This window comes from Streptomyces sp. NPDC097619 (genome assembly GCF_040302735.1).
Lineage (GTDB): Bacteria > Actinomycetota > Actinomycetes > Streptomycetales > Streptomycetaceae > Streptomyces.
On record NZ_JBEOSD010000053.1, the window covers coordinates 1 to 19,584 of the forward strand.

Genomic DNA, 19,584 nt, shown 5'->3' on the forward strand with positions numbered 1-19,584 from the left:
CGCCACTGCTTCTCGTGCAGCCGCAGCATGGTCCGCACGGTGCCGGGCACCTCGTGTTCGGAGACCCGGTGCTCCTCGATGCCCAGGGCGTCGATGCCGGACGGCGCGGCAGCGGGGCGGGATACCCCGGCCGCCGCCGCGGCCGGGGTCCCCGCCTGCGGCCCGGGCGGCCGCCCCGCGCGCGGAGACCGCTCCCGCGACCCCCGTCCACGCGGTCCTCGTTCACACGGCGACCGGTGCCACCGCCCGCTCCGCGGGCGGCCCGGACCGCGCCACCCCCGCGGTGGCGCGCTCCAGGGGCTGGGTCCGCAGGGTCAGGGTGGACACCCGGGCCTTCCCGCCGCTCCAGCCGGGACGCCGCTCCAGCAGCTCCGGCCGGGCCGTGGCCACCGCCAGCAGCGGCGCGCTGCCCGGACCGTCCGCCAGCCGCTCCAGCCGGTCCAGCAGGGCGTCGTCGGCCAGGTGCACGTCGTCGAAGACCATCACCACCGGCTCGATCGCGGCCGCCGCCGTCAGGAACTCCACCCACGCGTCCAACACCTCGCCCGGCCGCCCGCGCTGCGGGCCCCGGCCGGTCAGCAGCCCCAGCAGCATCCGGTGCAGCTGGGCCCGGCGCGCCGCGGCCAACGGCAGCCGCCACACCGCCGCCGACAGCTTGTCCCGGGCCGTCCGCTCGCCCTCCCCGGGCAGCACCCCGCAGTACCCGGACAGGATCTGCGCCGCCAACGACAGCGCCCCGTCCTCGGCGGGCTCCCGCGCGGCCAGGATCCGGCCCGCCGGTTCGGCCCGCCGCCGCAGCCCCCGCTCGAACTCCGTCAGCAGGTGCGTCTTGCCGACCCCCGGCGCGCCCAGCACCGTGACCAGGTGCGGGGCGCTGCTGTACCGGGCCCAGTCCAGCAGCCCGTTGAGCACGCCCAGCTCGTGGGCCCGCTCCGCGGACGGCAGGGCGGCGGTGCGCAGTCCCAGGACCTGCCAGGTGTCGGAGGGTCCGCCGGTGGCGCGGAAGCCCACGGTGTCGCCTGTCTCCAGTCGGGTGGCGCCGGTCATCCAGACCTGGCCGTCGGGCACCTGCGCCAGCAGGGTCCGGCCGTCGTCCAGCAGCGCGCCGGCGGCCGACAGCAGGGCTCCGCCCGCGTCGGGGCAGAGCCGCACCAGGGCCTGCCCGGTGGTGACGGCGGCCCGCAGCGCGGTGCCGTGTCCGGCGGGGAAGCGGTCGCGCAGGGCGAGGGCGGCCTCCACGGCTCGCCCGGGGTGGTTCTCGCGCGGCTCGTGGACGCCGAACAGGGCCAGGGAGACCGAGCCGATCGCGGCCACCATGGTCCCGCCGAACTCCTCGACGACCTCGCTGATCACGTCGCCGGCCCCGCCGAGGGCGGAGTCGATCTCGCGCGGGGAACTGCCCGCCGGCTCCTCGTGGCGGACGCTGACCAGCACGGCGCTCACCGGGATCCGCTCGGTCACGGTGGTGCTGCCCTGACGGACCCCGCCGCCCGCCGCGGGCGCGGGGGCGCGCGGTCCGGTGGGGCGGGGGACCGCGGGCACCGGGGCGACGGCGGGCCGCACGGGGACCGGAGCGGGCCGGTCGGGGACGACGGCCGCGGCGCGCCGGGGCTCCGTGACCGCGGCGGGCACCGGCTCGGTGCCCGCGCCGAGGGCGGGGTCGTGGGTGAGGATCTGCCGCTGGAGCATCTGGAGGCCGCGGCCCGGCTCCAGGCCCAGGTTCTCCACGAGGGCGGAGCGCACCCGGTCGTAGACGTTGAGGGCGTCGGCCTGCCGGCCGCTGCGGTACAGGGCGGTCATCAGCTGGCCGCAGGCCCGCTCGCGCAGGGGCTCGGCCTCGACGAGCACGGTCAGCTCGCCGAGCACCGCGTGCTGTCGGCCGCACGCCAGTTCGGCCTCGAAGAGGTCCTCCAGGGCGTCGAGCCGGGCCCGGTTGACCGCGTCCAGCTCGGGCCAGGAGATCCCGGACTCGACCAGGTCGGCGAGGACGGGCCCGCGCCACAGGTCCAGGCCCTCGCGCAGCAGTCGGGCCGCGGTCTCGGGGGACCGGGCGGCCAGGGCGGCGCGGCCCTCGGAGACGCACTGCCGGAAGACCGACAGGTCGACCCGTTCCGGGTCGACCTTGAGTACGTAGCCGGGGGCCTGCGTCACCAGCGCGGACGGTTCCCCGAGCGTGGGGGAGGGGCCCGCCGCCAGCATCGAGCGGAGCCCCCAGACCGCGTTGTGGAGGATCTTCCGGGCGGTCACCGGCACCTCCTCGGGGTCCCACAGGGCGCCCACCAGCTCACTGGTGGCGACGACCCGATTGGCCCGCAGCAGCAGCGCGCCCAACGTCGCCCGCTGCTTCTTCCCTCCGAGTGGTACGAGTTCTCCCCCCGAGGTCACTTCCAAAGGCCCCAGCAATCTGAATTGCACAGCCCACTCCCCCTGTTTTCAGGAATCAGACCTAGCCGTTTTCGGAAACGGTTCCGTCCGGTAACTCCATGGCGCTCACCGGCGCATCACCGGCATGCTCGGAGTCCATCCGAAATGACCGGAAACCGGACTGGCCGGTTTTTTTATTTTGGAGTATGGCACGGGGCTCTTGAGGCGGTCTGGAATCCCACGAGAATCCCGCAGGAACTGCCCGGTGGGGGGTTTGCCCCCCGTATGCTCCGGGAAGCATCGCGGCCCGCCCGGGAATTCCCGTACGGGCCGGTGGGGGGCCGTGGCCGGATCTCGTTCAGGCGGCGGCGGGCGCGGAGCCCGGGGGCGGCAGTGCGACGGCGCTCACGACGACGCCCCGACCGGTGCGCCAGCGGCCCTCGAACGCGGTGACGCGGATCCCGTCCACCACCGGCCCGTCCACGAGCAGTTCGGCGCGGAAGGTGCCGGCCGGGTCCAGGTCGATGCGGGCCTCGTCGAAGTCCAGCGGCCGTCCGGTCAGCGGGTACCAGGTCTTGTACACGCTCTCTTTGGTGCTGAAGAGCAGCCGGTCCCAGCAGACGGAGGGCCGGCGGGCGGCGAGCGAGCGGAGCTGTCCGCGCTCCTCGGGCAGCGAGACCAGCTCCAGCATGCCGGGCTGCGGCAGCGGTTCGTTCGGCTCGGCGTCCAGGCCGAGCGCGGCCAGGTCGGTACGGCGGGCCACGGCGGCGGCCCGGTAGCCCCGGCAGTGGGTCATCGTGCCGACCACCCCGTCGGGCCAGCGCGGGGCACCGGCGGTTCCCGGCAGCAGCGGGCCGGGCGCGAGGCCGAGCCCGGCCAGGGCCCGCCGGGCGCACAGCCGCACGGTGGCGAACTCGGCGCGCCGCGCGGGCACGGCGGCCGCCACCACGCGCTCCTCCTCGGGGAAGAGCACCGGCGGTCCGGGCGGGTCCTGCCACAGTTCGGAGGCCACGGCGGAGCGGGGCAGCAGCGCGCCGACGAGCGCGGCGGTCCCGGTGTCCGGCAGCCTCGCGGCGGTCCCGGTCACCGCGGACACGCCGGACGCGCCCCGGGGCGGGCGGGCGGACGACAGGTCCGCCGCGCCCGCCCCTCGGACGGATCCCGCGGCGCGGGGCGGCTCATGCCTGCGGGTCCGTGGCCAGAAAGCCCTCGGCGACGGCCGAGGACAGGGCTTCGGTGTGCTCGTCGAGGTAGAAGTGGCCGCCGGGGAAGACCTCCAGGCGGAAGTCGCCGGTGGTGTGCTCCTCCCAGGCGGCGGCCTCGGCGACGGTCACCACCGGGTCGGAGTCCCCGATCAGGGCGGTGATCCCGGTGTCCAGCGGCGTGCCGGGGGCCGAGTCGTAGGAGCCGAGCGCGGCGTAGTCGGCGCGCAGCGCGGGCAGCACCATCTCCCGCAGCTCGGGGTCGTCGAGCACCGCCGGACCGGTCCCGCCGAGCATGGTGACGGCGGCCAGCACCTCGGCGTCGCCGCTCAGCCGGTCGTGGACGCTGGGCCGGCCGGTGGGGGCGCCCCGGCCGGAGAGGAAGAGGCGGCGGGGCGCGGGCAGCCCGGCGTCGGACAGCCGGCGGGCGGTCTCGTGGGCCAGGACCGCGCCCATGCTGTGCCCGAAGAAGGCGTACGGCTCCGAGGCAAGCGGGGCGATCTCGCGGGCGAGGGCGTCGGCGTGCGCGGCGATGTTCCGGAAGGGCTCCTCCCGGTAGCGGTCCTGACGGCCCGGGTACTGCACGACGTACACGTCGAGGCGGTCACCGAGGGCCCGCGCCAGCGGGACCAGGGCACTGGCGGAGCCGCCCGCGTGCGGGAAGCACACCAGGCGCAGCCCCTCACCGGCGGCCGGTGCGAACTGTCGGAGCCACTTGCTGTTCACGCTGTCCCTCTCCGGGGTCCTGTCGTGTCGTGTCGGGTCGTGCCCGGCCCGCTCGGGCCGGGCCGGTGCCCGCCGGTGCCCGCCGGGTCTCGTCCGGGAGGAACCGGGGGCCGGTTCCGGGGCCCGTCCCCGTGCGGAAGGACGGGCCCGCGGAAGCGGGTCACTCGGGCAGGAGGGTCCCCGCCACCGGACGGTCCACGGCCATGAGCCAGCGGCCGTCCTCGCCCTTGCGCAGGACGTCCGTGCAGTTGCCCTCGATGCGGACGGGCGCACCGTCCGGACCCGTGCTGTCGACGCTGAACTTCACGCCGATCAGGGCCACGTCACCGGCGACGTACGAGTGCGTGATCTCGGCCTTGAGGAAGGGCTTCGGGGCCAGGAACTCCTTGAAGAACGCCGTACGGGCCTCGCCCGTCAGCGGCTCCCCGGAGAAGTTCGAGATCGCGTCGTCGCGGTAGAGCAGGTCGAAGAGAGCGCCGTCACCCGAGTTGAAGAGCTGGATGAAGATCTCGTTCTGGGTGTCGCCGTCACCGGTGAGGTCCGGGTTGTTGACGTCGAAGTCGATGGTGATGCCGGGAATGCTGCTCATGAAACTGGGATCCTGCTTTCTTGGCCAGGGCATACGAACGCCGGGCTGGACACTCGGATTCGGCACCGGCAATTACCTTGCGCGGTGCCGGCGGCCCGGATCACCCGTGATACCGGCACCGCCGTGCGTAGCGGGGCGTGCCTACAGCTGCTGCTCGCCGTACGGGTCGTCGATCGCGTAACGCCAGTTGCCGTCCTCGCCCTTGCGCAGGACGTCGACGCCGACGCCCGTCAGGATCTCGGGCTCGCCCGACTCGTCGACCGTCGCGATGGACCAGTCGACGATCAGCAGCGCGGTGTCACCGGTCACGAAGGACTGGCGCGGGCGGGCGCTCATCTTCGGCTTCAGGGCCAGGAACTCCTTGACGGAGTCCTTGCGGGCCTGCCCGGTGAGCGGGACACCCGGCTCCCAGACCGCCACGGCCTCTTCGGTGTACATCGCGTTCACCGCGTCGACGTCGCCCCGGTTGAAGGCGGCCTCGTACAGCGCGGTGTGCTTCTCGACGTCGTTGGTGAGATTGCTCATGAGGAGTGTGCTCCTACTTTCTTCCGGTCTGCCGCAAACAAATCGCGAAGTTCCGTGCAGATCTGTCAAGAACGTAGAGCAGGGCGTCTCACCGGCGGTCCACCGCGGAGTAACGGCGGCCACATCTCCCGTTCCTTCCGGCGGTTACCCGGTCATGAGCAGGCGTTGACGGGGGACAGGTCGGCCGGTCTTAGGGTCGGTGATGCGGTGTCATGTGCGGAATGCGACCCCCGGCCATCCGGATCGGGAGTCTAACGAGAACGCAAAGACCCGTGTGCCGTATCAGAGAAATCAAGGCCGTTTTGAAAACAGCCAGGGAAAGGGCAGCCGAGCGCGATGACGAGTAATCGCAATTCTGTGGAGAACCGGGCGCCGCGCGGAAACGACGGCGCCGTCGCCGTCATCGGCATGTCCTGCCGGCTGCCCGGGGCACCGGACCCGACGGCCTTCTGGCGGCTGCTGAGCGAGGGCCGGGACGCGATCACCGACGCCCCCGAGGGCCGCTGGGACACCGCCGCCCCCGGCACCGGCTCCGGGGTCCGCCGCGGCGGCTTCCTCGACGCCCTGGGCGAGTTCGACGCGGGCTTCTTCGGGGTCTCCCCCCGCGAGGCCGCCGCCATGGACCCGCAGCAGCGGCTCGTCCTGGAGCTGGCCTGGGAGGCCCTGGAGGACGCCGGGGTGCTCCCCGCCCGCCTGCGCGACTCCCGCACCGCCGTCTTCGTCGGCACCCTGCGCGACGACTACACCAGCCTGGTCAACCAGTACGGCGAGCAGGCCATCACCCAGCACACGATGACCGGCGTCAACCGCGGCATCATCGCCAACCGGGTCTCCTACCACCTCGGTCTGCGCGGCCCCAGCCTCACCGTCGACGCCGCCCAGTCCTCCTCCCTGGTCGCCGTCCACCTGGCCTGCGAGTCCCTGCGCTCCGGCGAGTCCGACACCGCCATCGCGGCGGGCGTCAACCTCAACATCCTCGGCGAGAGCGCCGTCACCGAGGAGCGCTTCGGCGGCCTCTCCCCGGACGGCACCGCCTACACCTTCGACTCGCGCGCCAACGGCTTCGTCCGCGGCGAGGGCGGCGGCGCCGTCATCCTCAAGCCCCTGGACCGCGCCCTCGCCGACGGCGACCACGTCTACGGAGTCATCCGCGCCAGCGCCGTCAACAACGACGGTGCCACCCCGGGCCTGACCGTCCCCAGCGGCGAGGCCCAGCGCCAGGTCCTCCGTGAGGCGTACGACAAGGCGGGCACCGACCCGGCCGAGGTCCAGTACGTCGAGCTGCACGGCACCGGCACCCCCGTCGGCGACCCCATCGAGGCCGGGGCCCTGGGCAGCGTGCTCGGCGCGCACCGCCCCGAGGGCGACCCCCTCCTGGTCGGCTCCGCCAAGACCAACGTGGGCCACCTGGAGGGCGCGGCCGGCATCGTCGGCCTCCTGAAGGCCCTGCTGAGCATCTCCCGCCGGGAGATCCCCGCCAGCCTCAACTTCGAGACCCCCAACCCGGCCATCGACCTCGACGCCCTCGGCCTGTCCGTGCCGCGCGCCCTCGCCGCGTGGCCGCACCCCGATCGCCCGCTGGTCGCCGGCGTCTCCTCCTTCGGCATGGGCGGCACCAACGCCCACGTCGTCCTCACCGAGGCCCCCGCCCCCGTCGCGCCCGCCGCCCCGGCCCGTACCGCGGCCCCCGCAGCGCTGCCGTGGGTGCTCTCCGGCCGCGGCCCCGAGGCCCTGCGCGCCCAGGCCCGCCGCCTCGCCGAGCACGTCGCCGCGCACCCGGAGACGGCCGCCGCCGACCTCGGCCACTCCCTCGCCGTCACCCGCACCGCCTTCGAGGACCGCGCCGTGGTCCTCGGCGCCGACCGCGAGACCCTCCTCGCCGGCCTGACCGCCCTCGCCGAGGGCCTGCCCGGCTCCGGCACGGTCACCGGCAGCGTCCGGGACGACCGCACCGGTTTCCTGTTCACCGGTCAGGGCGCGCAGCGGGCGGGGATGGGGCGTGGGTTGTACGCGGCGTTCCCGGTGTTCGCCGAGTCCTTCGACGAGATCGCGGAGGTCCTGGATCCGCTGCTCGGTGGCTCGCTGACCGAGGTGATCGTTTCGGGGGAGGGGTTGGACGAGACGGGGTGGACCCAGCCGGCGCTGTTCGCCGTCGAGGTGGCCCTGTACCGGCTGGTCGAGTCCTGGGGTCTGACTCCGGACTTCGTGGCGGGTCACTCCATCGGTGAGCTGGCCGCCGCGCACGTGGCCGGGGTGTTCTCCCTGGCCGACGCGGCGAAGCTGGTCGCGGCCCGGGCCCGGTTGATGCAGGCCCTGCCGAAGGGCGGCGCCATGGTCGCCGTCCAGGCCACGGAGGAGGAAGTCCTCCCGCTGCTCACCGACCTCACCGACCGCGTCTCCGTCGCCGCCGTCAACGGCCCCGAGTCCGTGGTCATCTCCGGCGCCGAGACCGAGGTGCTGGAGGTCGCGGCCCGACTGACGGAGCAGGGCCGCAAGACAAAGCGGCTCACCGTCAGCCACGCCTTCCACTCCCCCCTCATGGACCCCATGCTGGAGGAGTTCCGCACCCTCGCGGACACCCTCACCTACCACGCCCCCCGCATCCCGGTCGTCTCCACCCTCACCGGCCGCCTCGCCACCGGCGACGACCTGCGCACCGGCGCCTACTGGGCCGACCAGGTCCGCGGCGCGGTCCGCTTCGCCGACGCCGTCACCACCCTCACCGCCGAAGGCGCCGGCACCCTCCTGGAGATCGGCCCCGACGGCATCCTCTCCGCCCTCGCCGAAGGCGCCGTACCGGCCCTGCGCCGCGGACGCGACGAGCCCGCCACCCTCCTCACGGCCCTCGCCACCCTCCACGTCCGGGGCGCGGCCGTGGACTGGGAGGGCTACTACCGCGGCACCGGCGCCCGCCGGGTCCCGCTGCCCACCTACGCCTTCCAGCGCCGCCACCACTGGGTCTCCGGCACCCCCGCCGAGCGCACCGCCCTCCCCGCCGCGACCCCGGCCGCCGAGCCCGCCGCCCGCACCCCCCGCGGCGAACTCGGCGCCCGCCTCGCCGGGCTGGGCGAGACCGAGCGGACCGCGGCCGTCACCGAGCTGCTCACCGCGCACGTGGCCGCCGTCCTGGAGTACGGCCCCGGCGACCGCGTCGACGCGCGCCGCACCTTCAAGGACCTCGGCTTCGACTCCCTGATGTCGGTGGAGCTCCGCAACCGCCTCGCCGAGGCCACCGGCCTCGCCCTGCCCAGCGGCCTCCTCTTCGACCACCCCACCCCGGCCGCCCTCATCGCCTACGCCGAGGCCGAACTGACCGGCGCCGCCACCGCCGACGAGGACTTCACGGCGGGCGCCTTCCCCGACGACGAGCCCATCGCCATCGTCGCGATGGCCTGCCGTTACCCCGGCGGCGTCGGCTCCCCCGAGGACCTGTGGAAGCTGGTCGCCGAGGGCACCGACGCCATCTCCGGCTTCCCCACCGACCGCGGCTGGCCCGAGGACCTGTACGACCAGGACCCCGGCCGCTCCGGCAAGAGCTCCGTCCGCGAGGGCGGCTTCCTCCACGAGGCCGGACTCTTCGACGCCGGGTTCTTCGGGATCTCCCCCCGCGAGGCCCTCGCCATGGACCCCCAGCAGCGGCTCCTCCTGGAGACCGCCTGGGAGGCCGTCGAGCGCGCCGGAATCGACCCGCACAGCCTCCAGGGCAGCCGCACCGGCGTGTTCGTCGGCGCCACCGCCCTCGACTACGGGCCCCGCCTGCACGACGCCCCCGAGAGCGTGGAGGGCTACCTCCTCACCGGCAGCACCAGCAGCGTCATGTCCGGCCGCATCGCCTACCAGCTCGGCCTGGTCGGCCCCGCCGTCACCGTCGACACCGCCTGCTCCTCCTCGCTGGTCGCCCTCCACATGGCCGTCCGCTCCCTGCGCTCCGGCGAGACCACCCTCGCCCTCGCGGGCGGCGCCACCGTCATGTCGGCCCCCGGCATGTTCGTCGAGTTCTCCCGCCAGCGGGGCCTCGCCGCCAACGGCCGCAGCAAGTCCTTCTCCGCCGACGCCGACGGCACCTCCTGGGCGGAAGGCGTCGGCCTGCTCCTCGTCGAACGGCTCTCCGACGCCCGCCGCAACGGCCACCAGGTCCTCGCGGTCATCCGCGGCACCGCCGTCAACCAGGACGGCGCCTCCAACGGCCTCACCGCCCCCAACGGCCCCTCCCAGCAGCGGGTCATCCGGCAGGCCCTCGCCGACGCCCGCCTCACCACCGCCGACGTCGACGCCGTCGAGGCCCACGGCACCGGCACCCGCCTCGGCGACCCCATCGAGGCCGAGTCCATCCTCGCCACCTACGGCACCGGCCGCGCCGACACCCCCGTCTACCTGGGCTCCCTGAAGTCCAACATCGGCCACTCCCAGGCCGCCGCCGGTGTCGGCGGCGTCATCAAGATGGTCGAGGCCATGCGCCACGGCACGCTGCCGCGGACCCTCCACGTCTCCGAGCCCACCCCCCACGTGGACTGGAGCACCGGACAGGTCGAACTCCTCGCCGAGGCCCGCGACTGGCCCGACACCGGCCGCGCCCGCCGCGCCGCCGTCTCCTCCTTCGGCATCAGCGGCACCAACGCCCACGTCATCGTCGAGCAGGCCGAGCCCGAGCCGGCCGCCCCCACCACCGCCCCCGCCGAGGACGCGACCCCCGCGGCCCCCGTGCTGTGGCACCTCTCCGCCCCCGCCCGGGAAGCCCTCACCGCCCAGGCCGAGGCCCTGCACGCGCACCTCACCGGACGGGAGGCCGGCGACCCGGCCGCCGTGGCCCGCGCCCTCGCCGGCCGCGCCCGCTGGACCGAACGCGCCACCGTCACCGGCACCACCACCGCCGAACTCCTCGCCGGGCTCGACGCCCTGCGCCGCGGCGCCGACTCCCCCCAGCTGGTCACCGGCAGCGCCGCCCGCACCGGCCGCACCGCCTTCCTCTTCACCGGCCAGGGCGCCCAGTACGCCGGAATGGGCCGCGAGCTGTACGCGGCGCACCCCGTCTTCGCCGCCGCCTTCGACGCCGTCACCGAAGCCCTCGACGCCCACCTCGAACGCCCCCTGCGCGAACTGGCCTTCGCCCCCGAGGACTCCGCCGACGCGGCCCTCCTGCACGAGACCCGCTACACCCAGCCCGCCCTGTTCGCCGTCGAGGTCGCCCTCTACCGGTTCCTGGAGGCCCACGGCCTCACCCCGGGCGCCGTCGCCGGACACTCCATCGGCGAACTGGCCGCCGCCCACGTCGCCGGGGTCCTCTCCCTGGCGGACGCCGCCGCCCTGGTCGCCGCCCGCGGCCGGCTCATGCAGGCCGCCACCCCCGGCGGCGCCATGATCGCCGTGCAGGCCGCCGAGGACGAGGTCACCGACACCCTGCTGCCGTACACCGGCCGCCTGGACATCGCCGCCCTCAACGGCCCCGCCTCCGTGGTGATCTCCGGCGACGCCGACGCCGCCGAGGAGGTCGCCGCCCTCTGGCGCGACCGCGGCCGCAAGACCCGCCGCCTCAACGTCAGCCACGCCTTCCACTCCCCGCACATGGAGAGCGTCCTCGACGAGTTCCGCACCGTCGCCGAGGGCCTGGAGTACCACGCCCCCCGGATCCCCGTCGTCTCCACCGTCACCGGCCGCACCGCCGCCGGCGACGACCTCCTCACCGCCGACTACTGGGTCCGCCAGATCCGCGGCGCCGTCCGCTTCGCCGACGCCGTCCGCACCCTGGAGGACGAGGGCGCCACCGTCTTCGTCGAGGTCGGCCCCGACGCCGTCCTCACCGCCATGGCCGCGGGCTCCTTCGCCACCGAACACGCGAGCGCCGTCGCCCTCCAGCGCGCCGGCCGCCCGCAGGCCGCCGTCCTCGCCACCGGGCTCGCCGCCGCCCACGCCGCCGGCGCCCCCCTGGACCTGGCCGCCCTGCACCCCGGCACCACCCGCGCCGCACTGCCGACCTACGCCTTCCAGCGCGCCCACTACTGGCTGGCCGCCCCCGACCGCACCGACGCCCGCAGCCTGGGCCTCGACCCGGCCGGACACCCGCTGCTCGCCACCTCCGTGGAACTCGCCGACCGCGAGGAACTGGTCCTCACCAGCCGGCTGTCCCTCGCCGGACACCCCTGGCTGGCCGACCACCGCATCCACGGCACCGTCCTCGTCCCCGCCACGGCCTTCCTCGAACTGGCCGTCGCCGCCGGCGAGAACGCCGGCGCCGGACACCTCGCCGAACTGACCCTCGAAGCGCCGCTGGCCCTCCCCGAGCAGCAGGCCGTCCGCGTCCAGGTCACCCTCTCCGGCCCCGACTCCGCGGGCAGCCGCACCTTCACCGTCCACTCCCGCCCCGACCAGGCCGACGAGGACCCGGCCCCCTGGACCCGGCACGCCTCCGGCACCCTCGCCACCGGCCCCAACACCCCCGCCGACGCCGCCTTCGACGAACTGCGCGACTGGCCGCCGGCCGACGCCGAACCCCAGCCCGTCGAGGACGCCTACGACCGGCTCACCGCCCTCGGCTACGAGTACGGCCCCGCCTTCCAGGGCCTGCGCGCCGTCTGGCGCGGCGACGACGGCACCACCTACGCCGAAGTGGCCCTGCCCGACGCCCAGCACGAGGCCGCCGCCCACTTCGGCGTCCACCCCGCCCTCCTCGACGCCGTCCTCCACCCCGTGGTCCTCGACGCCGCCGACCCGGCCCAGCCCGAACTGATCCGGCTGCCCTTCGCCTGGAGCGGGGTCGCCGTGCACGCCGCGGGGGCCACCACCCTGCGCGTCCGCATCGCCCCCGCGGGCCGCGACACCGTCACCCTGCACCTCGCCGACCGCACCGGCGGCCCCGTCGCCACCGTGGAGTCCCTGGCCCTGCTGCCCGTGGCCAAGGACCGCGTCGCCCCCGCCGCCGGCGGCCGCACCGACGCCCTGTTCACCGTGGACTGGACCCCCCACACCCCGGCCGGCACCCCCGCCCGCCTCACCGACGTCACCGGGGAGACCCTCCCCGAGGACGCCGCCGAGGGCACCGACGTCCTGGTCCTGCGCACCGCAGCCGGGGACACCCCCGACCCGGCCGTCGCCCGCGCCTCCGTCGCCCGCGTCCTCTCCCTCACCCAGCGGTTCCTCGCCGACACCCGACTGGACGCCGTACGCCTCGCCGTGGTCACCACCCACGCCGTCGCCACCCGGCCCGGCGAGCCCGTCACCGGCCTGGACGCCGCCCCCGCCTGGGGCCTGCTCCGCGCCGTCCAGTCCGAACACCCCGGCCGCGTGGTCCTCGTCGACACCGACGGCAGCCCCGAGGCCGAGGAACTCCTGCCCACCGCCCTCGCCGGCGACGAGCCCCAGCTCGCCCTGCGCGGCACCACCGCGAGCGTCCCGCGCCTGACCCGCGACCGGACCCCCGCCGCCGAGGACGCCCCGCGCCTCGACCCCGAGGGCACCGTCCTCGTCACCGGCGGCACCGGCGGCCTCGGCGGGCTCCTCGCCCGCCACCTCGTCACCGAACACGGGGTCCGCCACCTGCTGCTCACCAGCCGCCGCGGCCCCGACACCCCCGGCGCCGACGAACTCGCCGTGGAACTCGCCGACCTCGGCGCCCGCGTCACCACCGCGGCCGCCGACGCCTCCGACCGCGACTCCCTGGCCGCCCTCATCGACGGCATCGCCCCCGAGCACCCGCTCACCGCCGTCGTCCACACCGCTGGCGTCCTCGACGACGCCACCATCGAATCCCTCACCGCCGAACAGCTCGACCGGGTCCTGCGCCCCAAGGTCGACGCCGCCTGGCACCTGCACGACCTGACCCGCGAACACCCGCTGGCCGCCTTCGTGCTCTTCTCCTCCGTCTCCGGCATCACCGGCACCGCCGGCCAGGCCAACTACGCCGCCGCCAACACCTACCTCGACGCCCTCGCCGCCCACCGGCACGCCGAGGGCCGCCCCGCCACCTCCCTGGCCTGGGGCCTGTGGGACGGCAGCCACGGCATGGGCGCCCACCTCGGACAGTCCGACCTGGCCCGCTGGAACCGCGCCGGCGTCGACCCCCTCGACCCCGAGACCGGCCTCGCCCTCTTCGACGCCGCCCTCTCCGGCGGCGACGCCCTCGCCGTCCCCGCCCTCCTCGACACCGCCCGCCTGCGCAACCTGCCCGTGCTCCCCGCCCTCCTGCGCGGACTGGTCCGGCCCCGCCGCACCACCGCCCGCGCCGCCGAAGGCCCCACCACCCAGGGCGCGGGCGACGGCTGGGCCGGCCAGATCGCCGCCCTCCCTGAGCAGGACGGCAAGGAAGCCGTGCTCGACCTGGTCCGCGGCATCGTCGCCGGGGTCCTCGGACACTCCTCCGCCACCCAGGTCGACCCCGACCGCGCCTTCAAGGAGACCGGCTTCGACTCCCTCGCCGGCGTCGAGCTCCGCAACCGCCTCAACGCCGCCACCGGCCTGCGGCTCCCCGCCACCGCCGTCTTCGACCACCCCACCCCCGCCGCCCTCGCCGCCCACCTGCACCGGCAGACCGCCGGCACCAAGGCCGCCACGACGGCCCCCGCCCGCCGCTCCCGGACCACCACCGACGAACCCATCGCCATCGTCGGCATGGCCTGCCGCTTCCCCGGAGGCGTCAGCTCCCCCGAGGACCTGTGGCGCCTCGTCTCCGACGGCGTCGACGCCATCAGCGAGTTCCCCGTCAACCGCGGCTGGGACCTCGACTCCCTCTACGACCCGGACCCCGAGAAGACCGGCACCTCCTACACCCGCCACGGCGGCTTCCTCCACGAGGCCGACCGGTTCGACCCCGCCTTCTTCGGGATGTCCCCCCGCGAGGCCACCGCCACCGACCCCCAGCAGCGCCTCCTCCTGGAGACCGCCTGGGAGACCTTCGAAAGCGCGGGCATCGACCCCGCCACCCTCCGCGGCACCGGCACCGGCGTCTTCACCGGCGCCATGTACGACGACTACGCCTCCCGGCTCGCCAAGAGCCCCGAGGAGTTCGAGGGCTTCCTCCTCGCCGGAAACCTCTCCAGCGTCGTCTCCGGCCGCCTGTCCTACACCTACGGCCTCGAAGGCCCGGCCGTCACCGTCGACACCGCCTGCTCCTCCTCCCTGGTGGCCCTGCACCTCGCCGCCAACGCCCTCCGCCAGGGCGAATGCGACCTGGCCCTGGCCGGCGGCGTCACCGTGATGTCCGGCCCCAGCACCTTCGTCGAGTTCTCCCGCCAGCGCGGCCTCTCCGAGGACGGCCGCTGCCGCTCCTTCTCCGCCGAGGCCGGCGGCACCGGCTGGGCCGAGGGCGTGGGCCTCCTCCTCGTCGAGAAGCTCTCCGACGCCCGCCGCAACGGCCACCGCGTCCTCGCGGTGCTCCGCGGCTCCGCCGTCAACCAGGACGGCGCCTCCAACGGCCTGACCGCCCCCAACGGCCCCGCCCAGGAACGCGTCATCCAGCAGGCCCTCGCCAACGCCCGCCTCGCCCCGGCCGACGTGGACGCCGTCGAGGCCCACGGCACCGGCACCAGCCTCGGCGACCCCATCGAGGCCCAGGCCCTCCTCGCCACCTACGGCCAGGACCGCGCCGAGGACCGCCCGCTCTACCTGGGCTCCCTCAAGTCCAACATCGGCCACTCCCAGGCCGCGGCCGGCGTCGGCGGCGTCATCAAGATGATCCAGGCCATGCGGCACGGCACCCTGCCCCGCACCCTGCACGCCGAGAACCCGTCCCCGCACATCGACTGGGACACCGGCGCCGTCGAACTCCTCACCGAAGAGGTCCCCTGGCCCGAGACCGGTGCCCCGCGCCGCGCCGGCGTCTCCTCCTTCGGCATCAGCGGCACCAACGCCCACGTGATCATCGAGCAGGCCCCCGCCACCCCGGAACCGGCCCCCCAGGCCGCCCCGGAACGCCCCGCCGGCACCGGCGTCCTGCCCTGGATCCTCTCCGCCAAGGACGAGGGCTCCCTCCGCCTCCAGGCCCGCCGCCTCCACACCCACCTCACCGCGGCCCCGGAGACCGCGGCCGCCGACACCGGCCTCTCCCTCGCCACCACCCGAGGCGCCCTGGAGCACCGCGCCGCCGTCCTCGGCGGCGACCGCACCACCCTCCTCGACGCCCTCGACTCCCTCGCCAACGGCACCGACACCCCCGGCGTCCTGCGCTCCGGCGGCCCCCGCCGCGGCAAGACCGCCTTCCTCTTCACCGGCCAGGGCAGCCAGCGCCTGGGCATGGGCCGCGAGCTGTACGAGACCTCCACGGTCTTCGCCCACGCCCTCGACGAGGTCTGCCGCCACCTCGACACCGAGCTGGTCCTCCCCGTCAAGCGGGTGCTGTTCGCCCCCGCCGACTCCGCGGACTCCGCGCTCATCGACCAGACGGCCTTCACCCAGGCCGCCCTGTTCGCCGTCGAGGTCGCCCTGTTCCGCCTCGCCGAACACCACGGCATCACCCCGGACTACCTCCTGGGCCACTCCATCGGCGAGGTCACCGCCGCCCACCTGGCCGGGGTCCTCGACCTCGCCGACGCCTGCGCCCTGGTCGCCGAACGCGGCCGCCTCATGCAGGCCGCCCGCGACGGCGGCGCCATGGCCGCCCTCGAAGCCGGCGAGGAGGAGGTGCGCTCCCTCCTGGAGGACTACGACTACGACGCCGTGGCCATCGCCGGCATCAACGGCCCCCGTGCCACCGTCATCTCCGGAGACGCCCCCCTCGTCGACGAGATCACCGAGGTGTGGCGCCGCCAGGGCCGCAAGACCAAGCGGCTCCCCGTCAGCCACGCCTTCCACTCCCCGCACATGGACGAGGTCCTGGAGGAGTTCCGCGGCGTCGCCGAGGGCCTCACCTTCCACCCGCCGAAGATCCCCGTCGTCTCCAACGTCACCGGCGTCCTCGCCACCACCGAACAGCTCACCTCCCCCGACTACTGGGCCGGCCACATCCGCGAGGCCGTCCGCTTCCACGACGGCATCCGCTACCTGGAGGCCCAGGGCGTCACCGACTACCTGGAGTTCGGCCCCGACGGCGTCCTCACCGCCATGGCCCAGAACTGCCTGGAGGGCGAAGCCGGACTCCTCGTCCCGCTGCTGCGCTCCGGCCGCCGCGAGGCCGACACCGTGGCCGCCGCCCTCACCGGCGCCGTCCTGCGCGGTGCCCGCCCCGACTGGGCCGCCTTCTACCCCGGCGCCCGCCGCACCGACCTGCCCACCTACGCCTTCCAGCACGGCCGCTACTGGCTGGAGGCCCCGGACACCCCCGGCGACGCCGAGGGCTTCGGGATCGCCGCCGCCGGCCACCCGCTGCTCGGCGCGGCCGTCCGGGTCGCCGACCGCGACGCCTACCTCCTCACCGGACGCCTCTCCCGCCGCACCCACCCCTGGCTCGACGGACACGCCGTCCACGGCACCGTCCTGCTGCCCGCCACCGGCCTCCTCGAACTGGCCTTCCGGGCCGCCGAACAGGTCGGCTGCGACCGCGTCGAGGAACTGACCCTGTCCGCCCCGCTGGTCCTCCCCGAGAAGGCCGGCCTCCAGCTCCAGATCGTCGTCGGCGAACCGGAGGCCGACGGCAGCCGCTCCGTCTCCTTCCACACCCGCCCCGACGGCACCGACGGCGCCGACACCCCCTGGAACCTGCACGCCGAAGGCCGCCTCGGCACCGGCACCACCCCCGCCGAAGGACTCCTCGCCTGGCCCCCGGCCGGCGCCACCGAGGTCACCCTCGACGGGGTCTACGACCGGCTCGCCGACTCCGGCTACGGCTACGAGGGCGCCTTCCGCGGCCTGACCCGCCTCTGGAAGGCCGGCGACGACCTCTTCGCCGAGGTCGTCCTCGGGGAGCAGCAGCGCGACCAGGCCCGCCGGTACGGCCTCCACCCGGCCCTGCTGGACGCCGCCCTGCACCCGCTGCTGCCCGGTGTCGCCGAGGAGGGCGGCACCTCCTGGCTGCCGTTCTCCTGGTCCGGCGTGGGCCTGCACGCCACCGGCGCCACCTCCCTGCGGGTCCGCCTGGCCCTCACCCGGCCCGGCGACGGCTCCCTGGAGGCCGCGCTGACCGTCGCCGACGCGGCGGGCAACCCGGTCGCCGGCGCCGAATCCCTGCTGCTGCGCCCGCTGTCCGCCGAGGCCCTCAAGGCCGCCCGCGACACCGGCCGCGACGGCCTCCTCAAGGTGGCCTGGAACGCCCTGCCCGCCCCGACCGGCACCCCCGGCACCGACGGCTGGGCCGTCCTCGGAGAGCCCACCCCGCTCGCGGGCGGCACCCTGCCCGCCCACTCCGGACCGGCCGCCCTGGCCGCCGAGGTCGCCGCGGGCACCCCCGCCCCGACCGTCCTGCTGCTGCCCGCCCTCCCCGAGAACGCGACCCCCGACAGCACCGGCAGCACCGACAGCACCGCCGACAGCTCGGGCAGCCTCCCGGAGCGGGCCCGCGCCGCGGTCCTGCGCACCCTGGAGACCGTCCAGGAATGGCTCGCGGCCGACGAACTCGCCGACACCCGGCTCCTCGTCACCACCCGCGGCGCCGTCGCCACCACCCCCGGCGAGGACGTCGGCGACCTGGTCCACGCCGGACTCTGGGGCCTGCTGCGGTCCGCGCAGTCCGAGAACCCGGGCCGCATCCAGCTGGTCGACCTCGACCCGGCGCAGGACGCCCCCGCCACCGACCGGGACCGGCTGCTCGCCGCCGCCGCGGCCGGCGGCGAACCGCAGACCGCGGTCCGCGCGGGCGCCCTCCTGGTGCCCCGCCTGGCCCGCGCCGAAGCCGCCGCGGACCTCCCGGCCCCCCGCTGGGACCAGGGCACCGTCCTGATCACCGGCGCGACCGGCGCCCTCGGCGCCGTCCTCGCCCGCCACCTCGTCACCGAACACGGCGCCCGCCGCCTGCTGCTGCTCAGCCGCCGCGGCGCGGACGCCCCCGGTGCCGCCCAACTCGCCGCCGAGATCGACGGACTCGGCGCCCACGCCGAGATCGCCGCCTGCGACGTCACCGACCGGGCCTCCCTCACCGCCGTCCTGGACGCCATCCCGGCCGCACACCCGCTCACCGCGGTCGTGCACACCGCCGGCGTCCTGGAGGACGGGGTCACCGCCCAGCTCACCGCCGACCAGCTGGACCGCGTCCTGCGGCCCAAGGTCGACGCGGCCTGGCTGCTCCACGAGCTGACCCGGGACCTCGACCTGACCGCCTTCGTCCTGTACTCCTCGGTCGCCGGCCTCATCGGCACCGCGGGCCAGGCCAACTACGCGGCGGGCAACACCTTCCTGGACGCCCTGGCCGCCCACCGGCTGGCCCTGGGCCTGCCCGCCACCTCCCTGGCCTGGGGCCTGTGGGCCGAGGCCAGCGCCCTCTCCGGCGGCCTCGACCAGACCGACCTGCGCCGCCTGGCCAAGGTGGGCCTGCTGCCCCTGGGCACCCGGGACGCCATGGAGCTCTTCGACCGGGCCCCCGTCACCGGGGAACCCGTCCTGGCGGTCAGCCGCCTGGACGCCGCGGCCCTGCGGGGCCGGGGCGAGGACCTTCCCGCCGTCCTGCGGGCCCTCGCCGGACCCGCCCGGCGCCGCACCGCCACCGCCGCGGCGGCCGGCACCGCGGCCGGGGAGGCCCCGCTCGCCGAACGCCTCGCCGCCCTCTCCGACCTGGAGCGGCAGCGGGCCCTCACCGACCTGGTCCGGGCCCAGGTCGCGGCCGTCCTCGGACACGCCGACCCCGGCGGGATCGAGGCCGACCGCGCCTTCCAGGAGCTCGGCTTCGACTCCCTGACCGCGGTGGAACTCCGCAACCAGCTCAACCGGGCCACCGGCCTCCGGCTGCCCACCACCCTGGTCTTCGACCACCCCAACCCGCAGGCCCTCGCCGCGCACCTGCTCGGCGAACTGGCCCTGGAGGACACCCAGGGCTCCGCGGCCGACCCGGTCCTCGCCCCGCTCGCCGGACTGGAGGCCGCCATCGCGGCCGCCGGCCCCGACGCCGAGGCCCAGGACCTGATCACGGCCCGGCTCCGGGAACTCCTCAAGGCCGCCGAGTCCGTCGGCGCCCCGGCCGGCGGCCCCGGCCTCCTCGCCGAGGAGGAGCAGGACCTCGACACCGCCAGCGACGAGGAGCTCTTCGCGCTCCTGGACGAGCTCGAGTGACCCGCCGCCCGGCGGCACCCGCCGCCCCCACAGCAACCGCACCCTTCACTTCCCGGG

General features: G+C 75.6%; 6 protein-coding genes. 1 reads left to right on the forward strand and 5 read right to left on the reverse strand.

Going from position 1 to position 19,584, the window contains the following annotated elements:
- Window positions 1-222: 222 nt before the first annotated feature.
- From ABTZ17_RS16860 to ABTZ17_RS16880, 5 genes are all read right to left on the reverse strand, one after another.
- A complete protein-coding gene (locus ABTZ17_RS16860; RefSeq protein ID WP_352196388.1) occupies window positions 223-2,415 on the reverse strand; it encodes an ATP-binding protein in 2,193 nt (730 codons plus the stop codon).
- A gap of 307 nt (window positions 2,416-2,722) precedes the next feature.
- Window positions 2,723-3,460, reverse strand: a complete 738-nt coding sequence (locus ABTZ17_RS16865; RefSeq protein ID WP_352196389.1) for a 4'-phosphopantetheinyl transferase family protein — start codon at window positions 3,458-3,460, stop codon at window positions 2,723-2,725.
- Window positions 3,461-3,542: 82 nt separating this feature from the next.
- Window positions 3,543-4,292 (reverse strand): thioesterase II family protein, encoded by a 750-nt coding sequence (locus ABTZ17_RS16870; protein WP_352196390.1) that lies wholly within the window; start codon window positions 4,290-4,292, stop codon window positions 3,543-3,545.
- A gap of 160 nt (window positions 4,293-4,452) precedes the next feature.
- On the reverse strand, window positions 4,453-4,881 hold the full coding sequence (locus ABTZ17_RS16875; protein ID WP_352196391.1) for a YybH family protein: 429 nt from the start codon (window positions 4,879-4,881) through the stop codon (window positions 4,453-4,455).
- A 141-nt stretch (window positions 4,882-5,022) separates the two neighbouring features.
- Window positions 5,023-5,406 carry a YybH family protein gene (locus tag ABTZ17_RS16880; RefSeq protein WP_352196392.1) on the reverse strand — a complete coding sequence of 128 codons (384 nt, stop codon included), beginning with the start codon at window positions 5,404-5,406 and terminating at the stop codon, window positions 5,023-5,025.
- 336 nt (window positions 5,407-5,742) lie between these two features.
- Here ABTZ17_RS16880 and ABTZ17_RS16885 point away from each other — a divergent pair, with 336 nt between their 5' ends.
- A complete protein-coding gene (locus ABTZ17_RS16885) occupies window positions 5,743-19,527 on the forward strand; it encodes a type I polyketide synthase (protein ID WP_352196393.1) in 13,785 nt (4,594 codons plus the stop codon).
- The last annotated feature ends 57 nt before the right edge of the window (window positions 19,528-19,584 follow it).

Excerpts from the sequence above, each read along its gene's own strand:
- ABTZ17_RS16875 (WP_352196391.1), bottom strand. The coding sequence starts at position 4,881 with ATGAGCAGCATTCCCGGCATCACCATCGACTTCGACGTCAACAACCCG.
- ABTZ17_RS16885 (WP_352196393.1), top strand. The coding sequence starts at position 5,743 with ATGACGAGTAATCGCAATTCTGTGGAGAACCGGGCGCCGCGCGGAAAC.
- ABTZ17_RS16880 (WP_352196392.1), bottom strand. The coding sequence starts at position 5,406 with ATGAGCAATCTCACCAACGACGTCGAGAAGCACACCGCGCTGTACGAG.